Annotated in this window: 18 protein-coding genes, 1 tRNA gene and 1 other RNA gene; 15 read left to right on the forward strand and 5 right to left on the reverse strand. The window is 69.3% G+C overall.

Annotated elements, in window-relative coordinates:
• Nucleotides 1-3: 3 nt before the first annotated feature.
• The 5 genes from arsA to H5399_RS05725 all read left to right on the forward strand — a co-directional run bounded on the left by arsA (nucleotide 4) and on the right by H5399_RS05725 (nucleotide 3,778).
• Nucleotides 4-1,755, forward strand: coding sequence for an arsenical pump-driving ATPase (arsA, locus tag H5399_RS05705; RefSeq protein ID WP_182782072.1), 1,752 nt, complete (start codon nucleotides 4-6; stop codon nucleotides 1,753-1,755).
• 67 nt (nucleotides 1,756-1,822) lie between these two features.
• A complete protein-coding gene (locus H5399_RS05710) occupies nucleotides 1,823-2,224 on the forward strand; it encodes a YlbF family regulator (RefSeq protein ID WP_182782073.1) in 402 nt (133 codons plus the stop codon).
• A gap of 15 nt (nucleotides 2,225-2,239) precedes the next feature.
• Nucleotides 2,240-2,611: a YlbF family regulator gene (locus H5399_RS05715; RefSeq protein ID WP_182782074.1), complete on the forward strand. Its 372-nt coding sequence runs from the start codon at nucleotides 2,240-2,242 to the stop codon at nucleotides 2,609-2,611.
• Between the two features lie 355 nt (nucleotides 2,612-2,966).
• The gene (locus H5399_RS05720) at nucleotides 2,967-3,440 is read left to right on the forward strand and encodes a hypothetical protein (protein WP_220489125.1); all 474 of its coding nucleotides are present in this window, start codon (nucleotides 2,967-2,969) and stop codon (nucleotides 3,438-3,440) included.
• Nucleotides 3,437-3,778 carry a helix-turn-helix transcriptional regulator gene (locus tag H5399_RS05725; protein ID WP_182782076.1) on the forward strand — a complete coding sequence of 114 codons (342 nt, stop codon included), beginning with the start codon at nucleotides 3,437-3,439 and terminating at the stop codon, nucleotides 3,776-3,778. Before H5399_RS05720 ends, H5399_RS05725 begins: the two co-directional genes overlap by 4 nt.
• Before the next feature lie 405 nt (nucleotides 3,779-4,183).
• Here H5399_RS05725 and H5399_RS05730 read toward each other — a convergent pair whose 3' ends face one another.
• The 4 genes from H5399_RS05730 to H5399_RS05745 form a co-directional block, all read right to left on the reverse strand.
• Nucleotides 4,184-4,339 carry a hypothetical protein gene (locus H5399_RS05730; protein ID WP_182782077.1) on the reverse strand — a complete coding sequence of 52 codons (156 nt, stop codon included), beginning with the start codon at nucleotides 4,337-4,339 and terminating at the stop codon, nucleotides 4,184-4,186.
• A gap of 835 nt (nucleotides 4,340-5,174) precedes the next feature.
• Nucleotides 5,175-5,262: transfer RNA gene (locus H5399_RS05735), tRNA-Ser, on the reverse strand.
• A gap of 55 nt (nucleotides 5,263-5,317) precedes the next feature.
• Nucleotides 5,318-6,667, reverse strand: coding sequence for a Na+/H+ antiporter family protein (locus H5399_RS05740; RefSeq protein WP_182782078.1), 1,350 nt, complete (start codon nucleotides 6,665-6,667; stop codon nucleotides 5,318-5,320).
• A 74-nt stretch (nucleotides 6,668-6,741) separates the two neighbouring features.
• Nucleotides 6,742-7,722, reverse strand: a complete 981-nt coding sequence (locus H5399_RS05745; RefSeq protein ID WP_182782079.1) for an asparaginase — start codon at nucleotides 7,720-7,722, stop codon at nucleotides 6,742-6,744.
• Nucleotides 7,723-7,806: 84 nt separating this feature from the next.
• Here H5399_RS05745 and ffs point away from each other — a divergent pair.
• The 4 genes from ffs (at nucleotide 7,807) to recR (ending at nucleotide 11,127) form a co-directional block, all read left to right on the forward strand.
• Nucleotides 7,807-7,903, forward strand: an RNA gene (gene ffs, locus H5399_RS05750) — signal recognition particle sRNA small type.
• 43 nt (nucleotides 7,904-7,946) lie between these two features.
• Entirely contained in the window at nucleotides 7,947-10,094 is a 2,148-nt protein-coding gene (locus tag H5399_RS05755) for a DNA polymerase III subunit gamma and tau (RefSeq protein ID WP_370585689.1), read from the forward strand.
• A 44-nt stretch (nucleotides 10,095-10,138) separates the two neighbouring features.
• On the forward strand, nucleotides 10,139-10,462 hold the full coding sequence (locus tag H5399_RS05760; RefSeq protein ID WP_182782080.1) for a YbaB/EbfC family nucleoid-associated protein: 324 nt from the start codon (nucleotides 10,139-10,141) through the stop codon (nucleotides 10,460-10,462).
• Between the two features lie 8 nt (nucleotides 10,463-10,470).
• A complete protein-coding gene (gene recR / locus H5399_RS05765) occupies nucleotides 10,471-11,127 on the forward strand; it encodes a recombination mediator RecR (RefSeq protein WP_182782081.1) in 657 nt (218 codons plus the stop codon).
• Nucleotides 11,128-11,189: 62 nt separating this feature from the next.
• Here the strand turns inward: recR and H5399_RS05770 are convergent, their stop codons facing one another.
• Nucleotides 11,190-12,587 (reverse strand): PLP-dependent aminotransferase family protein, encoded by a 1,398-nt coding sequence (locus H5399_RS05770; RefSeq protein ID WP_182782082.1) that lies wholly within the window; start codon nucleotides 12,585-12,587, stop codon nucleotides 11,190-11,192.
• Nucleotides 12,588-12,670: 83 nt separating this feature from the next.
• On the opposite strand from H5399_RS05770, the gene pdxS reads away from it, so the two are divergent.
• From pdxS to H5399_RS05800, 6 genes are all read left to right on the forward strand, one after another.
• Complete coding sequence (pdxS, locus tag H5399_RS05775) at nucleotides 12,671-13,570, forward strand: pyridoxal 5'-phosphate synthase lyase subunit PdxS (RefSeq protein WP_182782083.1); 900 nt, start codon at nucleotides 12,671-12,673, stop codon at nucleotides 13,568-13,570.
• A complete protein-coding gene (pdxT, locus tag H5399_RS05780) occupies nucleotides 13,567-14,220 on the forward strand; it encodes a pyridoxal 5'-phosphate synthase glutaminase subunit PdxT (protein ID WP_370585690.1) in 654 nt (217 codons plus the stop codon). The genes pdxS and pdxT overlap by 4 nt, the downstream gene beginning before the upstream one ends.
• A 201-nt stretch (nucleotides 14,221-14,421) precedes the next feature.
• Nucleotides 14,422-16,464 carry a PhoX family phosphatase gene (locus H5399_RS05785; RefSeq protein WP_182782084.1) on the forward strand — a complete coding sequence of 681 codons (2,043 nt, stop codon included), beginning with the start codon at nucleotides 14,422-14,424 and terminating at the stop codon, nucleotides 16,462-16,464.
• Nucleotides 16,465-16,705: 241 nt separating this feature from the next.
• Complete coding sequence (locus H5399_RS05790) at nucleotides 16,706-17,641, forward strand: ABC transporter ATP-binding protein (RefSeq protein ID WP_370585691.1); 936 nt, start codon at nucleotides 16,706-16,708, stop codon at nucleotides 17,639-17,641.
• Nucleotides 17,638-18,480 (forward strand): ABC transporter permease, encoded by an 843-nt coding sequence (locus tag H5399_RS05795; RefSeq protein WP_182782086.1) that lies wholly within the window; start codon nucleotides 17,638-17,640, stop codon nucleotides 18,478-18,480. Before H5399_RS05790 ends, H5399_RS05795 begins: the two co-directional genes overlap by 4 nt.
• Nucleotides 18,477-19,298, forward strand: coding sequence for an ABC transporter permease (locus tag H5399_RS05800; RefSeq protein WP_182782087.1), 822 nt, complete (start codon nucleotides 18,477-18,479; stop codon nucleotides 19,296-19,298). The genes H5399_RS05795 and H5399_RS05800 overlap by 4 nt, the downstream gene beginning before the upstream one ends.
• Nucleotides 19,299-19,353 lie beyond the last annotated feature (55 nt).

The raw sequence follows: 19,353 nt of genomic DNA on the forward strand, positions 1-19,353 counted from the left end.
GACATGAAATTCCTCAGCAGTCCCACGCGCTTCCTCTTCTTCACCGGCAAGGGCGGCGTGGGCAAGACCTCGATCGCGTGCGCCTCGGCGGTGCAGCTCGCCGAAGCCGGACGTCGCGTGCTTCTGGTGAGCACCGACCCGGCGTCCAACGTCGGTCAGGTTTTCGGCCAGACGATCGGCAACACCATCACGGCAGTGACGTCGGTCCCCGGCCTGGACGCCCTGGAGATCGACCCCGAACAGGCCGCCGCCGACTACCGTGAGCGAATCATCGGCCCCGTTCGAGCCTTCCTGCCCGCACGTGAGATCGCCGAGATGACCGAACAGCTGTCCGGATCATGCACCACCGAGATCGCATCGTTCAACGAGTTCACCGGACTGCTGTCCGACCCGACGCTGGTCGCCGACTACGACCACGTCCTGTTCGACACCGCCCCCACCGGTCACACCATCCGGCTCCTGAAGCTGCCCGGCGACTGGACCGGCTTCCTCGACACAGGCAAGGGTGACGCCTCCTGCCTGGGCCCCCTGTCCGGACTGGAGAAGCAACGCACCCTCTACGGCGGAGCGGTGACGGCACTGGCCGATCCTTCGGTCACCCGCCTGGTGCTGGTCGCCAGGGCGCAGGCCTCCAGCCTTGCCGAGCTCGCCCGGACCGCCGAGGAACTGAGCGAGACCGGCATCAAGCCCAGCAACGTGGTGATCAACGGGGTGCTCCCCGATACCGCTGGAGCCGACGACAGCCTGGTCGTCGCCATCCGGGAACGGGAGCAGGCCGCCGTCGCCGACATGCCGGCCTCGTTGGCGGGGGTCCCTCGCGATGTCATCGAACTCAAGCCCGACAACATGGTCGGCCTCGCCGCGCTCCGGTCATTGTTCGACGGCTCAACGACGCTTCCGATGGACTCAGTCAGCTACTTGCGTGAGGACATCGCCCCCTCGTTGAACGACATGGTCGACGACCTTGCCGCCCCCGGGCATGGGCTCATCATGTGCATGGGCAAGGGCGGCGTCGGGAAGACCACCATCGCCGCGGCGGTCGCCACCCGCCTCGCCGAGTTGGGCCACGAGGTCCACCTCACCACCACCGATCCTGCCGGGCACCTGGCACACACCATGGGGGAAGGTGACGCGCTACCCACCCTCACCATGTCGCAGGTCAATCCCGCTCAGGCAGTCCAGGAGTACCGCGATCACGTCATGGCCACCAAGGGCAAAGACCTTGATGAGGCTGGCCGGGCCCTCTTGGCCGAGGACCTGCTGTCCCCCTGCACCGAGGAGGTCGCGGTCTTCAAGCAGTTCTCCCGACTGGTCAACCAAGCGCGTCGCACGTTCGTCGTGATGGACACCGCGCCCACCGGCCACACCCTGCTGCTCATGGACGCCGCCGGCTCCTATCACCGCGAGATCGCCCGCAACATGCCCGAAGGCGCCCACTACGCCACCCCCATGATGCGACTCCAGGACCCCGACTACACCAGGATCCTGCTCGTCACGCTGCCGGAGACCACGCCCGTCCTCGAGGCGGGCATCCTCGAGGACGACCTGAAGCGGGCCGGCATCCAGCCCTGGGCCTGGGTGATCAACCAGTCGCTTGCCGCCGCCACCACCACATCACCCCTGCTCCGTCACCGGGCAATCCAGGAACAAGGACCTGTCGACTCCGTACGGGCCCGCGCCAAGCGGCTCGCCATCGTCCCCCTGCTGCACGAGGAACCCATCGGACCCAAGCGGCTCGCCCGCCTGGCCTCCTAGGAAACCACGGCGCACGGCCCAGTCTTCGACCGCATCACACCTACCCACCACGAGGAGCCCTGACCACATGCTGAATCCAACCCTCCAGGCGCCGGCTGACGCCGAAGCCGAGGTGCACGCCGCCGCTAGAGCGTTCGGTGCGGCGCTGAAGTCCAGCAACGAGTTCACCGCCCTGCTGGCCGCCGACGAGGCCGTCTCCACCGACGCCGAGGCGAACGCCGCAATTGCCGCGTTCGAACAACTCCAGCAGGAGTTTCGGGCGGAGATCACGGTGGGAGTCCTGACCGACGCCCACCGCGCGGACCTGGAGCGCAGCCAGGAAGCGATGCTCAGCGTCCCGACGGTTGCCGCCTACGCGGCGGCCATGTCAGCGTTCCAGGATGTGTGTCGCGACACGGCATCCGTCGTGACCGCTGAGGTCGGCATCGACTTTGCCGCCAACAGCCGCTCCGGCGGCTGCTGCGGCTGACAGGAGAAGACAATCATGCTGACCCCCGGTCTCCACGACGCTGCCCTGACGTTCGGCCGCGCACTCCGCCAAGCCCCCGCCGTAGCCGCCTACCGGGCCGCAACCGACGCCTTGGCCGACGACCTTGAGGCGCAACAGACCATGATGGCCCTCCGTGGCCCGCAGGCCAGTCTCGTACGGACGCAACAGGCCGGACTGCCACCGAGCCAGGAACAGGTCAACCAGCTGCGCCGCAGCCAGGAGAAGGTCCGGGCCAACGAGGTCATCATGAACCACCTGCGGGCCACCAACGCCGTCAAGGCCTACCTGCCCACGGTGGCTCGTGAGGTGAGTGGTGCACTCGGCGCGGACTACCCGAGCCTGATCGCACCAGCCTCCGGCTGCTGAACTCGCCAACCGCTGCCCTCGTGGTTCACGAACGGCCATGTCGTCGAGGGCGAGGAGCGGCGCCGCAAGGGTGTCCACGCCAACGCGGCGATGTGGACGGACCCGACCCTGAAGAACACCTGCCTGATCGGCCCCTGTGGGGGGAAGCGTCAGCTTCTACGACACCAGCGTGACACTGAAGCCGGCCTAGAAGGCTGTCCCAGGGCTGCGGGCATTCTTTGGTCGGTTGCGAATGGGGGTATGGTTCGTATCGATAGCCGTCGATGTGCAAGGGGAGGACCTGATGGATCTCGCGGCCGCTGACACCTCGGTGAAGCCTTCCCCCATTGAGCGGGCTAGGCCTACCGTCCTCTTCGTGTGCGTCCACAACGCCGGCAAATCGCAGATCGCCGCCGCAATCATGCGGCAGGGCGCAGGTGAGCGCGTCAACGTCAGATCAGCAGGAACTGCACCGGACGCGCAGGTGCACGACCTGTCCGCGTCTGCGGTCGCGGAACTCGGCGCGGACATGTCCGACCAGGTTCCGACCCGGCTCGAACCAGAGATGCTGACCGACGCAGACCGCATCATCGTGCTTGGAAGCGAGGCCCGTGTGGAGGCCGTCGAGGGCATGCGCGCAACGATCGACACCTGGGTCATCCCGGACCCCGCAGATCAGGGTATCGAGGGGCTAGATCGCGTCCGGCTGATGCGAGACGACATCGCGGAGCGGGTCCACGACCTCCTTGATGAGATGGGCATGACCGGAGGGAACCCGCTCCAGGGCCAGGTGGCGAACTCCTCCAGCCGCAACGAACCAGCACGCAGTACGAGAAAGCTCTCGACATGATCCGTACCCTGCCCCTCCTCGAGTGCGCTCCCGCCAGCAATGACGCACTCATGTCGGCTACCGACGCGGAGCGGCTGGCCGCCGTGCTCAAAGTGCTCGCAGATCCAGTCAGGCTCAGGTTGCTCCGATTGGTTGCAGACTCCCCAGATACCACGGCCTGCGCCTGCCACCTGCCCGACGCACTCGGCATCTCTCAGCCAACCCTGTCCCACCACCTCAAGAAGCTGGTCGAATCCGGACTTCTCGAACGAGACCAGCGTGGCCGCTGGGTGCACTACCAACTCCGCGCAGGAGCGCTCGGGCCTGTAGCGGAGTTCGTGTCGAGCTGCGAGCAATGAGCAAGCCCGCCGTCTCCAGTCACCTTCTTGGCCCGAATGGGAGCCGACGGGTGGCTTGATCGATCAGGAAGGGCTGATCAGCGGCAGGGAAGCTGACGCAAACCATCGGCCCGGCAATTTCGGGAGGCGTCCCTCCTGATGGGCGAGGACTCGGCGGCGGCTCGGGCCGGCCAGCCGGTCGGGTCCGGATACTGCCGACCTGTTCGCATGCTCGGGCACGGGGAGTTAGATGTTTCATGAGCCCCACGGCTGCTGATCCTCTGCGCGGACTCCCCGCGCGGCCTCATCCTGTCCGTCGCGAGCGTGTTCATGGCATCCGCACATCTGATGACTGTCGCCCCCGCAGCGACGCGAGAGCCCCCGCCTGCGGCAGCCAGGGTTCATGCCTCGGCAGCCGGGGCAGGATCACTGGTCCTGCTTCTCCTGAAGCAGGCTGAGCCTCTCGAGATACCCCTCGCGCGGGATGTAGCCATCGGCGAGACTGTCAGCCAGCACCGATTCGGTCGGTTGTTGGCGCTTGAGCGTCCCCGTGCCTGGGCCCGACAGAGGAACGGGCGACACGGCCCCGACTCCTGAGGACGAACAGGAAGACGGTGATGGCTATCAGGATGCGCGGGTCAGACCCTCGCAGTTGTCGGCGGGCTCTCAGGATGCGTGGGCCCTGACGAGGGCATCTCCGACGGGGATGGGCCGGAACAAGCGATCGAGGTCTTCAACACGCACCCTGATCAGCCGCACTCCAAACCGGGCTGCTGGCAGACGGCCAGCGGAGATACGACGACGTAGAGTGTCAACACACTCCGTAGTAGAGAGCAGCCTGTTGAAGGGATAGCCACTCGGCGCTGGGATACTTGCTGGCTTCGGGATGCGTAGCGACGGCCATTACGACAACTCCTTTGATGGCAGGGCGCGAGATTCGGTGGTGCCCCCCTCGCCGTGTTCTCTTGCTAGTAAGAACCCGGCCCGGAGCTGGACACAGCGTGAGCAACGGCGCCCTACTCCGGGCCTTGGTGCCCACTCGGTGCCCAAGCAGGCCACCGAGGCGCGAGGCGGAGGACCATCACCAGGCACCAACCGGACATGTGTCGACAGCTGACCCCGCCTCCCGTGGGAGCTGCCTGACCGGAGACGTCCGTCCACGCAAGCACCATCCTGACCACCGACCTGTCAACGATGCCCGGCGCGCCCAGGCATGTAGCGCTGTGCGGCCGCAGGGTCCTGGCGCCTGAATGCGGGACTCCCCTGTCCATCGCACCCAGGAAAATGATACGAGTGCCCCCACGAAGCGCACGCACTCCCAAAAAACTCGGGGCACATTCGGGGCACGAATCGCGTCTGGCACCCCGCTGTGCCCCAGAAATAGCGATTCCCGCCCTAGTCAGAGCGGGAATCGTGGTGGCGGAGGATACGAGATTCGAACTCGTGAGGGCGTTAACCCAACCCGCTTTCCAAGCGAGCGCCATAGGCCTCTAGGCGAATCCTCCACGCGAGACCCTACCGGAGGCGACGACGGCGACTCAAGTCGGACCGGGTGAAGGGTCAGAGCACCATCGCCGCGACCCACCCAGCGGCCAGCAGCGGCAGGTTGAAGTGCAGGAAAGTGGGGATGACGGTGTCTCGGATGTGGTCGTGCTGCCCGTCGGCATTCAGGCCCGCCGTGGGTCCGAGCGTCGAGTCCGAGGCGGGCGAACCGGCGTCGCCCAGGGCGCCTGCGGTGCCGATGATGGCCACGGTCGCCACGGGCGAGAATCCGAGCGAGACACACAGCGGCACGTAGATCGCCGCGATGATCGGCAGCGTCGAGAACGAGCTGCCGATGCCCATCGTCACGAGCAGGCCCACCAGCAGCATGACGAAGGCTGCCATGCCCCGGTTGTCCCCGAAGATCGCTGCTGACCCCTCGACCAGCGGGGCGATCTGCTCGGTCGCGCGCATCACGGACGCGAATCCCTGGGCCGCGATCATGATGAGCCCGATGAGCGCCATCATGCGCATGCCGCCGGTGAAGACCTCGTCGGCGTCCTGCCACTTCACAGCGCCGGTGATGATGAACAGGCACAGGCCGAGCAGCGCGCCCACCAGCAGCGGATCGGCAGCGGATCCCGCGAGCGTCAGCCAGGTCTGGATCCCGAATGAGACCACGATGGCAGCCAGGGCGATGACGATGCGGAACGGCTTGATCTCGGTGGGCGCGTCGTGGTCGACGACGGCGTCCCGGTCGTAGTCGCGGGGGCGCCGGTAGGTGACGAACACGGCCACCAGGAGGCCGATCACCATGCCGAGGGCGGGGATGCCCATCGCGGACATGACGTTGACGTCGCTCACGTCCAGTCCGGAGGAGATGATGTTGCCGTAGAGGATGTCGCTCAGGAAGATCTTCCCGAAGCCGATCGGCAGGAACATGTAGGTGGTGACGAGGCCGAACGTCAGCACGCTCGCCACGGCGCGGCGGTCCAGTTGCAGGCGGTTCATCACGATCAGCAGCGGCGGGATGAGCAGCGGGATGAACGCGATGTGGACCGGGATGAGGTTCTGGCTCATGATCGCCATGGCCAGGGTTCCGGTCAGAAGGCCCGCGGTGGTCCAGCGGGTGACCTTCTGGGACGTCGTGAGGTCGTCCGAATCGAGCTTGCGGATCAGCCAGTTGGCGAGCAGTTGCGGCAGCCCCGAGTGGGCCACCGCCATCGCGAAAGCACCGAGCAGCGCGTAGCTCAGCGCGATCTTCGCGCCGCCGGCCAGGCCGTCCTGGAACGCCACCATGGTTGCCTCCAGGCCGAGGCCTGCGGCGAGGCCGCCGATCAGGGCGCCGAGAAACAGCGCCAGGACCACGTGCACGCGTGCCACCGACAGCACCAGCATCACGACAACGGACAGCACAACGGCGTTCATACAGACCTCTGGGGGAGACGGCGGGGCGGGCGCAGACTATCGGACCGCCCCGCGACATTCGACGGCGGGACCCGTCAGCCGAGACCGGCGCGCAACGCGGCGTCGAGGCCCGGATCGACGGTTATCCGGCCCACGGGCCGGCCGTGGCCGAGCACGGGCTCCGGCTGCAGCTCCCGCAGCGTTGCCGTGTCGTGGCCCAGCGCTGCCAGCACGGCCACGAGTGCTGCGACGGCTGCCCTGTGGTGCCCGTCGCCCGCCTTCACCGCGACACCCGTGCCGTCCGCCAGACCCGCCGCGAAGCAGCCCTCCGCGCCCACTTTCGTCACCAGGCCCGGCACCTCGCGGTGGAGGACCAGCTCGTCGCGCCGCGTCCCCGACGCGTACTCGGGGTGGGCGCGGAAGGCCTCGGCCACCCGCAGCTCAGGCCCTGAGCGCGCACTCGCGAGTCGCCCGAACGCCCGCGACAGTCCAGCCAGGCTGAGGGGGAACGCCGGCGTGCCGCAGCCGTCGACCACCGGAACCCCGACGGGCTCGTCGGCCAGCTCGGAGATGGTGTCGCGGCAGGCGTGCTGCAGAGGATGGTCGGCCTCAAGGTAGGACTCGATGCTCCAGCCGGCCCGCGTGCAGGTCCGCAGCATGCCGGCGTGCTTCCCAGAGCAGTTGTGCGCCAGCGGCTCCCTCCTGTTCCCGCCCGCCAGCCAGTCGGCCTGCGTGACGGCGTCCGACGGCAGCCCGGGTGTGGTCTGCAGGTCCGCCGGCGAGAGGCCCGCGCCGTCGAGGATGCGGCGGACTCCGTCGAGGTGGAACGGCTCGCCCGAGTGCGAGGCGCCGACGAGGGCGAGCTCCGCGCCTTCGACGTCGAGCCCGTGGCGGAGCATCGCGACGGCCTGGAGCGGCTTGAGGGACGAGCGGGGCAGGAGGGGGATTGACGCGTCGCCGGCCGCGAAGCGGAGCGCCCCGCCTGGAGCGGTGACGACGACCGATCCGTGATGCAGGCACTCGACGTACCCACCCCTCCACACCTGCGCGATCACCGGATCCTGACTGCTCACCATGGCCGCCAGACTAGGGCAGCACCCCGCCTCCAGCGTGAGGCCTCATCGGCTCCCGGGAGCCTCAGGGGATGGGGTAGAGTTGACGGAGGTTCCTCGCGCGGCGGTATCTCGCCCAACCCCCCCAGGGTCGGAAGGCAGCAAGGGTAAGTGAGCTCTGCTGGGTGCGCGAGGGACCCCTTTCTTTGCCGCTGGAATTGTCGGGCCTCTGGAATAGGGTGGGTCGCGTGGACGACTACGACGAGGACGAGTACGCCCCCATCGCCGACGAGGGGGTCGCGGCAGCTGATCTGCCCGGCTTCGAGCCGATGGACGGCCCCGGCCTGTTCGATGACCTGGAGCCTGAGGCCACCGTCGATGCGCCCGCGCTGCACGTGCCGCCGTCGAAGCTGAGCGCCGGCCCCCGCCGCGAGTCTCCCGCGTCACCCCTGGCCCTCTACCGTCGCTACCGGCCGGACGCCTTCTCGGAGGTGATCGGTCAGGACCACGTGACCGTGCCCCTGCAGCGGGCGCTGGCCAGCAACCGGGTCAACCACGCCTACCTGTTCTCCGGGCCGCGCGGCTGCGGCAAGACCACCTCGGCCCGCATCCTGGCGCGCTGCCTCAACTGTGAGCAGGGCCCCACGGACACGCCGTGCGGCACGTGTGACTCCTGCAAGGACCTGGCGCGAGGCGGGCCGGGCTCCATCGACGTGATCGAGATCGACGCCGCCTCCCACGGTGGCGTGGACGACGCCAGAGACCTGAGGGAGCGCGCCTACTTCGCCCCCGTCGCCAGCCGCTACAAGATCTACATCATCGACGAGGCCCACATGGTCACCACGCAGGGCTTCAACGCCCTGCTCAAGCTCGTCGAGGAGCCGCCCCCGCACACCAAGTTCATCTTCGCCACCACGGAGCCCGAGAAGGTCATCGGCACCATCCGTTCGCGCACGCACCACTACCCCTTCCGGCTGGTGCCTCCGCGGATGCTGGTGGACTACCTGGCGGACATCTGCCAGAGCGAGGGTGTCGCGGTGGATCAGGCCGCCATCCCGCTGGTGGTGCGCGCCGGAGGCGGATCGGTGCGCGATTCCCTCTCTGTGCTGGATCAGCTGCTCGGCGGCTCGGGCGAGGAGGGCGTCAGCTACACGCAGGCCGCCGCCCTCCTCGGCTACACCCCGGACGCGCTGCTGGACGAGATCATGGACGCCTTCGCGGCGGGGGATTCGGCCGGCGTGTTCCGGACGGTGGACAAGGTGATCGAGGTGGGGCAGGATCCGCGCCGGTTCGCCGAAGACCTGTTGCGCCGCCTTCGTGACCTGATCATCCTCGCCGCCGTGCCGGAGGCCGCCACCAACGGACTGCTGGATGTGGCCGCGGATCAGGCGCAGCGCCTCCAGACCCAGGTGGCGGGCCTGGGGGCCGGCGAGCTCACCAGGGCCGCCGAGGTGATCGCCACCGGCCTCACGGACATGCGAGGCACCACCGCGCCGCGGCTCCACCTGGAGCTGATGTGCGCCCGGGTGCTGCTGCCCGGCGCGGACGCGGACGAGCGCGGGCTGCACGCGCGGATGGACCGGCTCGAGAGGCGGGTCGGCATGATGGGCGACGGCGAGTCGGCCGCGAAGGTCGCGGATTGGGAGGACGTCGGGGAACCCACCCAACGCATCGAGACGCCCCGCGCCGCGGCCAGGTCGCCTCGGCCCACCCCTAGCCCCACTCCCGAGGCCGCGCCCGAACCTGCGCCGCCGTCGGCGCCGGCTGAGCGCAGGCCCGCAGGCGAGCCGCCGCGTCAGCGTTCCGCCGGGTCGCCGCCCGCCCAGGCCTCGGCAGCCAACCCCGGAGAGGCCCCTGCGCGGACGCCAGAGCCCACCCGGCCGCAGGCGCCGTCGGCCACCCCGGCCCAGCGGGCCGGCCTGAACGCTGCTGAGCTGCGCCGGGTCTGGCCCAACGTGCTGGAGGAGGTCAAGCGTCGCCGCCGCTTCACGTTCATGCTGCTCAGCCAGCACGCCCAGGTGCTGGACGTGACCGACGGCGTGTTGCACCTCGGGTTCACCCAGAGCGGACCCAAGGACAACTTCGGCAGTGGCGGAAGCCAGGACGTGCTGGCGGACGCGCTCATCCAGGTGATCGGCGTGGAGCTGCGGATCCAGGCCGTCATGGTCTCCGGCGAGGACGCCCCGTCGCAGCCCGTCCAGCGCCCCTCCGGTGCGCCGGTGGCGCCGTCCGCCCCGCCCGAGCCGGCGGCCGTCGTCGCCCCTCCGGATCCGAGCCCGGAGCCGGAGGTCTCCACCGACGACGAGGTGCTGGACTCGGCCCACAACGCGGAGGAGCTGCTGAGCAACGCCTTCGGCGCCGAGGTCATCTCGGTGCGCGATCTCAACGAGCCGTGACGCCCACCTAAGCTTTCCCCAACCCACCCAGGAGTAGACGAACCATGTTTGGTGACTTCGACATCAATGCCCTGATGCAGCAGGCCCAGCAGCTGCAGGAAGACCTTGCGCGCGCCCAGGCCGAGCTCGCCGAGAAGACCTTCACCGCTTCGGCTGGCGGGGGCGTGGTGACCGTCGCCCTCACCGGCGCCGGAGACATCGAGAGGCTCGACATCACGCCCGAGGCGTGGGACCCGGAGGACCCGGAGACGCTGTCAGCCCTCATCATCGCGGCGTTCCGTGCAGCCAAGTCCGAAGCGGACGCAGCCACCGCGGCGGCCATGCCGGACCTGCCGTCGATGCCGCCCATGCCCGGCCTCGGGGGCTGACCGCCGCCGTGTACGAAGGGCCCATTCAGGACCTCATCGACGAGCTGAGCCGGCTGCCGGGCATCGGCCCGCGGGGGGCGCAGCGCATCGCCTTCTATCTCCTCGACGCCCCGGAGGAGGAGGTCTACCTGCTCGCGGACACCCTGCGGCGCGTGAAGGAGTCCTCCCGATTCTGCGAGGTCTGCTTCAACATCTCGCAGGAGGAGCGCTGCCGCGTCTGCCGGGATCCCCGCCGCGACCGCAGCCAGCTGTGCGTCGTCGAGGAGTCCAAGGACGTCGTGGCCATCGAACGCACCAACGAGTTCCGCGGCCTCTACCACGTCCTCGGCGGCTCGATCTCGCCCATCGACGGTCGCGGCCCGGCGGACCTGCACACACGCGAGCTGTTCCAGCGCCTCGCCGACGGTGTGGTCAGCGAGGTGATCATCGCCACGGACCCGGACACGCAGGGGGAGGCCACCGCGTCCTACCTGAGCCGCATGCTCCGAGACTTCGGTGTGCGCGTCACCAGGCCGGCCAGCGGTCTGCCGGTCGGCGGTGACCTCGAGTACGCGGACCAGGTGACGCTCGGGCGGGCCTTCGAGGGTCGGCGCTCGATGTTCGGACCGGAGGATTATCCGGCGCAGCCCGCCGTCGTGACGGCGTCGGGTGAGGCTCCCGCTTAGGTTCGCCGGCTACCCCTGTCGCTTGGCCACGATGGCCGGTGACCAGGGGGTGCGGTTCCAGATCATCCAGACGTGAGGTCTGCGCCCGGCGCGCCCACCGCGTCGGCCAGGACGGCCACGGCCCGGCGGACGTCGCCCGGCTCGTGGCCCCCGTAGCTGAGCAGGAGCCCGGTGAGCCCTGGGTTCCCGGCCCACCCGTCGGCGAGGTCCGCGATGAGGAGCCCGCGCCGGCTGCAGTCCACGCGCACCGCGGTGGCTGCCTCGGCGGACATGTGAAGGACCAGTAGGTGTCCGGTGTCGGTCACGGAATCGACGACGGGGCCGAGACGGAGGTCGTCGACGCGCCGCGTCACCTCAGCCTGGGCGGCGTCCGCCCGGCGACGGGCCCTTGCCAGGCGCCTGCGCAGGCCGCCGGTCTGCAGGTAGCGCGCCAAGGCCCGCTGCACGATGGGCGCCACTCCGCCACCGAGTGCGGCCCGCGCCTCCAGAAGCTCGTCCTGCCACGACGGCGGGGCCACCAGGTATCCCGTCCCGACGTCGCGGCCGAGTACTGCGGCGAAGGTGCCCAGGTGGGCCACCACGTCGGGCGCCAGGCTCCAGAGCGGGGGTAGGGGCGGCCCGAGGTGGCGGTACTCGGAGTCGTAGTCGTCCTCCACCAGCAGGACCCCCGTGCGCATCGACCAGCCGATGAGCGCCTGCCTGCCGGTGGCGTGCAGCGCCGTGCCGGCGGGGAACTGATGGTTGGGCGTGACCAGGACCAGGTCCAGGGGCAGCGCGCGGTCCAGCGCACCCACATCCACGCCGTCGCTCCCGACGGGTACCGGGATCACCTCCACACCCAACACCTCCAGCACCCGACGCAGGCCGGGGAAGCCGGGACTTTCCACGGCCACACGTGGCCGCACGCCCGTGCGCCTGGCCACCGCCCCGAGGAGGAGCGCCAGTCCGGAGCGGGCGCCTGCGGTCACGATCACGGCCGAGGGGTCCACCGCCATGGCACGCATGAGGCGCAGGTGCTGAGCGATGGCGTCGGTCAGCTGTGGTCCGCCCGGCGAGACCGCGGCCCGCAGGGCGGAGCGCCAGAGGGCGTCATCCAGGGGGCGGGAGGATTCGTGCCCGGACGATAAGTCGAGCGGGGGGCGGTGCGGCGACGAGGGGGTGCGCCGGGCTGGAGCCGGGGTGCGAGGGGCGGCCGAGGACAGGTTGGGGGCCACACGCACTCCTGAGCGGTCCCTCGTGACCAGGTATCCCTCGGCTGCCAGCTGGTCGTAGGCTGCGCTCACCGTTCCCCTGGCCACTCCGAGGGTCTCGGCTGCGGACCGGCTGGAGGCCAACACATCGCCGCTCGCGAGAGCTCCTGAGGCGATGAGTCCGCGGACACCCGCTGCGATCTGCGCCGGGAGCGGGGCGGCGCCCGGAGTGCGATCCAGCGCAAGCGTGGAGAGCGCGTCCGACTCCATGACCCTCACCCTACAACTGGCCCAACAAACTGGGAAGGGTCTGGCCCTTGTCTGGTCCAGAAACGGCGGCGAAGATCGTCTCCATGACTGCTACCGATACACCCGTGTCCCCACGCGCCCTCGTCAACACCGGTCTCGCCGAGATGCTGAAGGGCGGAGTGATCATGGACGTCGTCACCCCCGAGCAGGCCCGGATCGCGGAGGAGGCGGGCGCCGTCGCGGTGATGGCGCTGGAACGGGTGCCGGCCGACATCCGCGCGCAGGGGGGCGTGGCCCGGATGAGCGACCCGGATCTCATCGACCGCATCATCGAGACGGTGTCGATCCCGGTGATGGCCAAGGCCCGCATCGGCCACTTCGTCGAGGCTCAGGTCCTGCAGGCGCTGGGGGTGGACTACATCGACGAGTCCGAGGTGCTCTCGCCCGCGGACTTCGTCAACCACATCGACAAGACCCGCTTCGACGTTCCGTTCGTGTGCGGCGCCACCAACCTGGGTGAGGCGCTGCGGCGGATCACCGAGGGCGCGTCGATGATCCGCAGCAAGGGCGAGGCCGGCACCGGCGACGTCTCCGAGGCGATGAAGCACCTGCGCACCATCAAGGGCGAGATCCGCGCGCTCGGCGCCAAGTCCGAGGACGAGCTGTTCGTGGCCGCCAAGGAGCTGGCCGCCCCTTACGAGCTGGTGCGGCGCGTGGCGCGCGACGGCGCGCTCCCCGTCGTGCTGTTCGTGGCCGGCGGCATCGCCACCCCGGCAGACGCTGCCATGATGATGCAGCTCGGCGCCGACGGCGTGTTCGTGGGCTCCGGCATCTTCAAGTCCGGCAACCCCGAGCGGCGCGCCAAGGCCATCGTGGCCGCGACCGCCCACTTCGCCGATCCGTCGGCGATCGCGGAGGCGTCGCGGGGTCTGGGCGAGGCCATGGTGGGCATCAACGTGGCCGACGTGCCTGCCCCGCACCGGCTGTCCGAGCGCGGCTGGTGATTGTCGGCATCCTGGCGCTCCAGGGCGCTGTCCGGGAGCACGCGGCCGTGCTGCGGCTGCTGGGTCACAACGTGAGCCTGGTTCGAATCCCCGCCGATCTCGCCGGGGTGGACGGCCTCGTGCTGCCAGGGGGAGAGTCGACGGCGATCGCGAGGCTGGCCCGCCCGTCGGGGCTGCTCACGGACATCCGGAACCGGATCGACGGTGGGCTGCCCGTGTTCGGCACCTGCGCGGGGCTGATCCTGCTCGCCGACGATGTCGCGGACCCGGCCGCGCTCGCGGGGCTGCCCACCATCGGCGGGTTGAATGTGACGGTGCGGCGCAACGCGTTCGGGGCCCAGCTCGCGTCGGGCGAGGCCGACGTTGAGCTGACCCCGGCAGCTGCGCGAGCACGGTCGAGCGTCGCGATGGGGCATGCCCGGCCCGACCCGCCGTCGGGCCTGCCCGCAGGCGCAGGAGCGCCCCACCGGATGAGGGGCGTGTTCATCCGGGCACCCAGGATCGAGCGGGTGGGTGCAGGCGTCGAGGTGATGGCCACCAGGGGGGACGAGCCGGTCGCGGTCCGTCAGGGCGCCGTCGTGGCCTGTACCTTCCACCCCGAACTGGTCCCCGACCCCACTCTGCATCGCCTGTGGCTGGGTGGAGTTTGAGCAAATGGAACGGGTCGCGGTGAATGTGATCGATCAAATGGGCCGCTTCGGGGTTTGACCCGTTCCATTTGCTCAAACCCCCAGCGCGGCAGGGGCGGGGTCACCGAGTGTTCACCGAACGGTCACCTGAGGGTGGGGGAAGTCGTCGCCACTGTCGCGTTGGATGGTCGGGACCCCCCGACCACCAAGAGGAGACCCTCCATGAAGCGCCTGCTTCCCATGCTCGGCCACACCCGCGGTAACCGCTCGCCCGTCACCTGCGAGCTCAAGTGCGGCAGCGCCTGCGCGCACCCCGCCCCGAACACCTCAGCCAACGAGTCCTTCCGCGACATCGTCAGCGGTGTGTTCTCCCGCCGCGCCGCGCTCGGCGCGGGCGCCGGAGTGACCGGCGCACTGGTGGTGGGCGGGTGGGCCCAGCCCGCTGCGGCCGACTTCGGCAACCCGCCCAAGGGCGGCGGCAAGCTCCCCTTCACCGCGATCGAGCCGACGGCGCGCACCGTCGACACCATCACCGTGCCTGAGGGCTACCGGTGGGATCCGATCATCCGGTGGGGCGACCCGCTGTTCGTTGACTCGCCCGACTTCGACATCGCCAACCAGACCGGAGACTCCCAGGCGAAGCAGTTCGGCTACAACTGCGACTACCTCAACATCGTCTCCGACGGCCGTAACGACCGCTCCGGCTACCTCGTGACCAGCCACGAGTACACCAACGAGAACATCATGTTCCCGCCCGGGACCGACAAGCGCGACATCGTCGACGCCGCCCTGGCCGCCCACGGTCTGTCGGTCGTCGAGCTGACCCGAGCCAAGCAGGGCGACGTGTGGACCTACGTGCGCGGCGGCCGCCGCAACCGCCGCATCACGGGGTTCACCGAGTTCTCGGTGAGCGGCCCGGCCGCGGGCTCGAAGCTCTTGAAGACCGACGACGACCCCTCCGGCACGAAGGTGATCGGCACCCTCAACAACTGCGCCGGCGGCACCACGCCCTGGGGCACCGTGCTCTCCGGCGAGGAGAACTTCAACCAGTACTTCGTCGGCACCGGCTCCATCGAAGAGCGCCGCTACGGCATCGGTACGGGGCGCACCTTCCGCCGTTGGGAGGATCACTACGACCGGTTCAACCTCACCAAGCCCGGCTACGCCAACGAGGCCAACAGATTCGGCTGGATCGTCGAGGTGGACCCCGAGGACCCGACGTCGACGCCCGTCAAGCACACGGCGCTGGGACGCTTCAAGCATGAGGCCGGCACCGTCGCGATCTCGAAGTCCGGGCACGCGGTGGTCTACATGGGCGATGACGAGGTCAACGACTACGTCTACAAGTTCGTCTCCTCGGCCATGTACCGCAAGGGCGACAAGGCGCACAACATGCGCCTCCTCGAGGACGGCACCCTGTACGTGGCCAGGTACTCGGGCAATTCCCCGCAGTCCGAGATCAACGGGACCGGCGCGCTGCCCTCCGACGGTGCCTTCGACGGGACCGGGGAATGGATCGCGCTGGTCCGAGGCACGCAGTCGCTGGTGCCGGGCATGAGCGTCGACGAGGTGCTGGTGTGGACCCGCCTGGCGGCGGACAAGATGGGCGCCACCAGGATGGACCGCCCCGAGGACATGGAGCCCAACCCTCTCACGGGCAAGGTGTACCTGGCGCTCACCAACAACAGCCGACGTGGCTCCGTCAGCGCCCTCGACGAGGCCAACCCCGTCACTGGCAACCGCGACGGCCACGTCATCGAGATGACCGAGGCAGGGAATGACGCCGCCGCGGAGTCCTTCGCCTGGAACATCCTTCTCCTGTGCGGCGATCCGGCCGCCTCGACGTCGGCCTACTTCTCCGGCTTCCCGAAGAACAAGGTCTCCCCAATCAGCTGCCCGGACAACCTGGCGTTCGACTCCGAGGGCAACCTCTGGATCTCGACCGACGGCGCCCCCGGCAAGATCGGCCTCAGCGATGCGCTGCACAAGGTCACGCTCACCGGCCCGGAGCGCGGACGCGTGCAGCAGTTCCTGGCAGTGCCTCGCGACGCTGAGACCTGCGGCCCAGTCATCCACGACAAGGACCAGTCCGTGTTCGTCGCCGTGCAGCACCCGGGGGAGGACGGCAGCTGGGGCGCCCACACGTCGTACTTCCCGGACCAGCTGCCCGCCAGCGGCCCGGTCCAGGTGGGCGACAAGGTCGCGGTGCCCCGCCCGACCATCGTCCAGGTGACCCGCACGTCGGGCAACCGCTCGCGCAAGTGACACCTCGGCAGGGGTGAGGTGCCGACCCCTGCTGGCTGAGGTATGAGGAGCGAAGCGACGAGCCTCGAGGCCTGAGGAGAGTGACCTTGTCAACTCGCGTTTCCTAGGCTTCGAGGCCGCTTCGCGGCTCCTCAGCCAGCGGGATGGCCGCGGCTCAGTCGGCGGGCGTCGCCCTGCGTCGTGTCGAAGCCTGGTGGGCCCTGCGCAGCGGCCGTGTGAATCGTCGGTGGGGTGTCGTAGTGTGTCGCGGGTGACTGAGCCAGTGATCACCGCCCGCGCGCTGACCAAGCGCTACGGCACCCTCACCGCCGTCGACGGGATCGACTTCGAGATCGCGCCGGGGGAGTCGTTCGGCTTCCTCGGGCCCAACGGCGCGGGCAAGTCCACCACCATGCGGATGATCGCCGCCACCTCCACCCGCACCGACGGCGAACTCACCGTGCTCGGCCTCGACACCAACCACCACGGACCGCAGATCCGGGCCCAGCTCGGCATCGTCCCCCAAGGAGACCTCCTCGACGAGGAGTTGCGCGTCATCGACAACCTCACCGTCTACGGCCGATACTTCGGCCTTCCCCGCGCCTACGTCAAGCAGCGGGCCGAGGAGCTGCTGGACTTCGCCCAGCTGAAAGACAAGCGCCTGGCCCGCGTCGACGGCCTCTCGGGCGGCATGAAGCGCCGCCTCACCATCGCGCGCGGCCTGATCAACAACCCGAAGATCATGCTGCTCGACGAGCCCACCACCGGCCTCGATCCCCAAGCCCGCCACGTCCTGTGGGACCGGCTGTTCCGCCTCAAAGAGGAGGGAGTGACGCTGGTGGTCACCACCCACTTCATGGACGAGGCCGAGCAGCTCTGCGACAGGCTCGTGGTGATCGACAAGGGCCGGATCGTCGCGGAGGGGAGCCCGCCGTCGCTGATCCGCCAGTACTCCACCCGCGAGGTGCTGGAGGTGCGCTTCGGGTCCGCGCGCAACGAGGAGGCCGCCCGCGTGCTGGCCGGCATCGGCGAGCGGCAGGAGGTGCTCCCGGACCGCGTCCTCATCTATGCGGACAACGGCGAACACGCCCTTCAGGCGGTGATCGAGCGCGGGATGGAGCCGGTCACGTCTCTGGTGCGGCGATCCTCCCTGGAGGACGTGTTCCTCCGCCTCACGGGGCGGAGCCTCATCGAATGAGCGCAGACGTCACCCCCCGCGCCCCCGTCATCGACCGCGGCATGGCCGCGGACCACCGCGTCGTCGCCCAATGGGGGTGGTGGGCCGTCGTCGAGCACCACCTCCACCGGATGCGCCGCTACCTGGGCACGCTGCTGGTCACCGGCATCGGCTCGCCGATCGTCTACCTGCTCGGGCTCGGCGCCGGCCTCGGCGCGCTCGTCGACGCAGGCGCGGGCATCGAGGGCGTGCCGTACCTCACCTTCATCGCCCCCGCCCTGGTGATGTCGACGGCGATGCTGACGTCAGCACAGGAGAACACCTACGGGGTGTTCGGCGGGTTCAAGTGGTTCAACACCTTCCCCGCCATGCGGCTGACACCGATCAGTCCGGCCCAGATGGCGGTGGGCGTGCAGGTGGCGGCGCTGCTGCGGGTGCTTCCGGTGCTGGGGTTCTACCTCGCCGCGCTGGTGCTGTTCGGGATCGCAGGGCCGCTGCGGGCCCTGGCGCTGCTCCCCGTCGGACTGCTCCTGTCGGTGGCCGTGGGGTTCGCGGTCATGGCATGGGTGGCCACGCAGAAGGACGACCGCGGCCAACTGTCCTTCATCGAGCGGTTCGTCGTCGTGCCGCTCACGCTCTTCTCCGGCACCTACTTCCCTCTCGAGACGCTGCCCGGATACCTCCAGCCCATCGGGTGGGTCTCCCCGCTGTGGCACGCGGCCGAGCTGGGCCGCTGGGCCATGTACGGGCAGCCGCTGACCGTCCTCATGGTGTCCGTGCACATCGGATTCCTCGCCCTGCTCGCGGTGGTCTGCGGATGGCTGTCCATCCGGACGTTCAGGCGGAGGCTCGACGAATGACGTCCCCCGTTCAGGCTCCCGCTCCCCGTGTGCCGGCGTTCCTCGCCGGCCTCTACGGCGGCAACACCCGCTCGGTCGTCGCCCGCGGGATGAGGGTGGTCGCCCGCAACAACTGGCTGATCATCCTGACCGGCTTCTTCGAGCCCGTGTTCTACCTGCTCTCGATGGGGCTCGGCCTCGGCGCGCTGATCGGCTCGGTGGAGTTCTACGGGCGCGACGTGCCCTACGCCGCCTACATCGCGCCCGCGCTCATGGCGGTCTCGGCCATGAACGGTGCCATCTACGACTCGACGATGAACGTCTTCTTCCGGATGCGCTACGGCAAGATCTACGACCAGATGCTCTCCACGTCGCTCGGCCCCATGGATGTGGCGCTGGGCGAGATCATCATGGCGCTGTTCCGCGGGCTGCTCTACGCGTGCGGGTTCATGGTGGTGACCACCGCGCTCGGGCTGAACCTGTCCTGGACGGCTGTGCTCGCCATCCCCGCCGCCCTGATGGTGGCGTTCGGGTTCGCGGCCATCGGGCTCGCGGCCACCAGCTTCATGAAGTCGTTCCAGCACCTGGACATCGTCTACTTCGTCATGTTGCCGATGTTCCTGCTGTCGGCCACCTTCTTCCCCATCGACGTGTACCCGCAGTCCGTGCAGTGGGTGATCATGGCGATGCCGTTGTGGCACGCCGTGGACATGGTGCGCCAGCTCACCACCGGCCTGATCCAGCCGTCGATCTGGGGGCACCTGGCGTACTTCGCGGTGATGATCGTCCTGGGCACGACGGCGGCCACGCTGCGGCTGAAGGCGCTCTTCCTGCGCTGAGCCGGGGGCGGCGCCTGACCCCGATGAGCGGCGCCTCGTGGATCGGGCGTACCCT

The sequence above is a fragment of the Tessaracoccus sp. MC1627 genome (assembly GCF_014164725.1).
In the GTDB taxonomy this organism is placed as follows: domain Bacteria; phylum Actinomycetota; class Actinomycetes; order Propionibacteriales; family Propionibacteriaceae; genus Arachnia.

What these genes read in the sequence shown, in the direction of transcription:
- H5399_RS05770 (WP_182782082.1), bottom strand. Translation starts at nt 12,587, where the DNA reads ATGGAGTCGGACGCGCTCTCCACGCTTGCGCTGGATCGCACTCCGGGC.
- H5399_RS05745 (WP_182782079.1), bottom strand. Translation starts at nt 7,722, where the DNA reads ATGGTGAGCAGTCAGGATCCGGTGATCGCGCAGGTGTGGAGGGGTGGG.
- H5399_RS05710 (WP_182782073.1), top strand. Translation starts at nt 1,823, where the DNA reads ATGCTGAATCCAACCCTCCAGGCGCCGGCTGACGCCGAAGCCGAGGTG.
- H5399_RS05760 (WP_182782080.1), top strand. Translation starts at nt 10,139, where the DNA reads ATGTTTGGTGACTTCGACATCAATGCCCTGATGCAGCAGGCCCAGCAG.
- arsA (WP_182782072.1), top strand. Translation starts at nt 4, where the DNA reads ATGAAATTCCTCAGCAGTCCCACGCGCTTCCTCTTCTTCACCGGCAAG.
- H5399_RS05800 (WP_182782087.1), top strand. Translation starts at nt 18,477, where the DNA reads ATGACGTCCCCCGTTCAGGCTCCCGCTCCCCGTGTGCCGGCGTTCCTC.
- H5399_RS05785 (WP_182782084.1), top strand. Translation starts at nt 14,422, where the DNA reads ATGAAGCGCCTGCTTCCCATGCTCGGCCACACCCGCGGTAACCGCTCG.
- pdxS (WP_182782083.1), top strand. Translation starts at nt 12,671, where the DNA reads ATGACTGCTACCGATACACCCGTGTCCCCACGCGCCCTCGTCAACACC.
- H5399_RS05740 (WP_182782078.1), bottom strand. Translation starts at nt 6,667, where the DNA reads ATGAACGCCGTTGTGCTGTCCGTTGTCGTGATGCTGGTGCTGTCGGTG.
- H5399_RS05795 (WP_182782086.1), top strand. Translation starts at nt 17,638, where the DNA reads ATGAGCGCAGACGTCACCCCCCGCGCCCCCGTCATCGACCGCGGCATG.
- H5399_RS05725 (WP_182782076.1), top strand. Translation starts at nt 3,437, where the DNA reads ATGATCCGTACCCTGCCCCTCCTCGAGTGCGCTCCCGCCAGCAATGAC.
- H5399_RS05715 (WP_182782074.1), top strand. Translation starts at nt 2,240, where the DNA reads ATGCTGACCCCCGGTCTCCACGACGCTGCCCTGACGTTCGGCCGCGCA.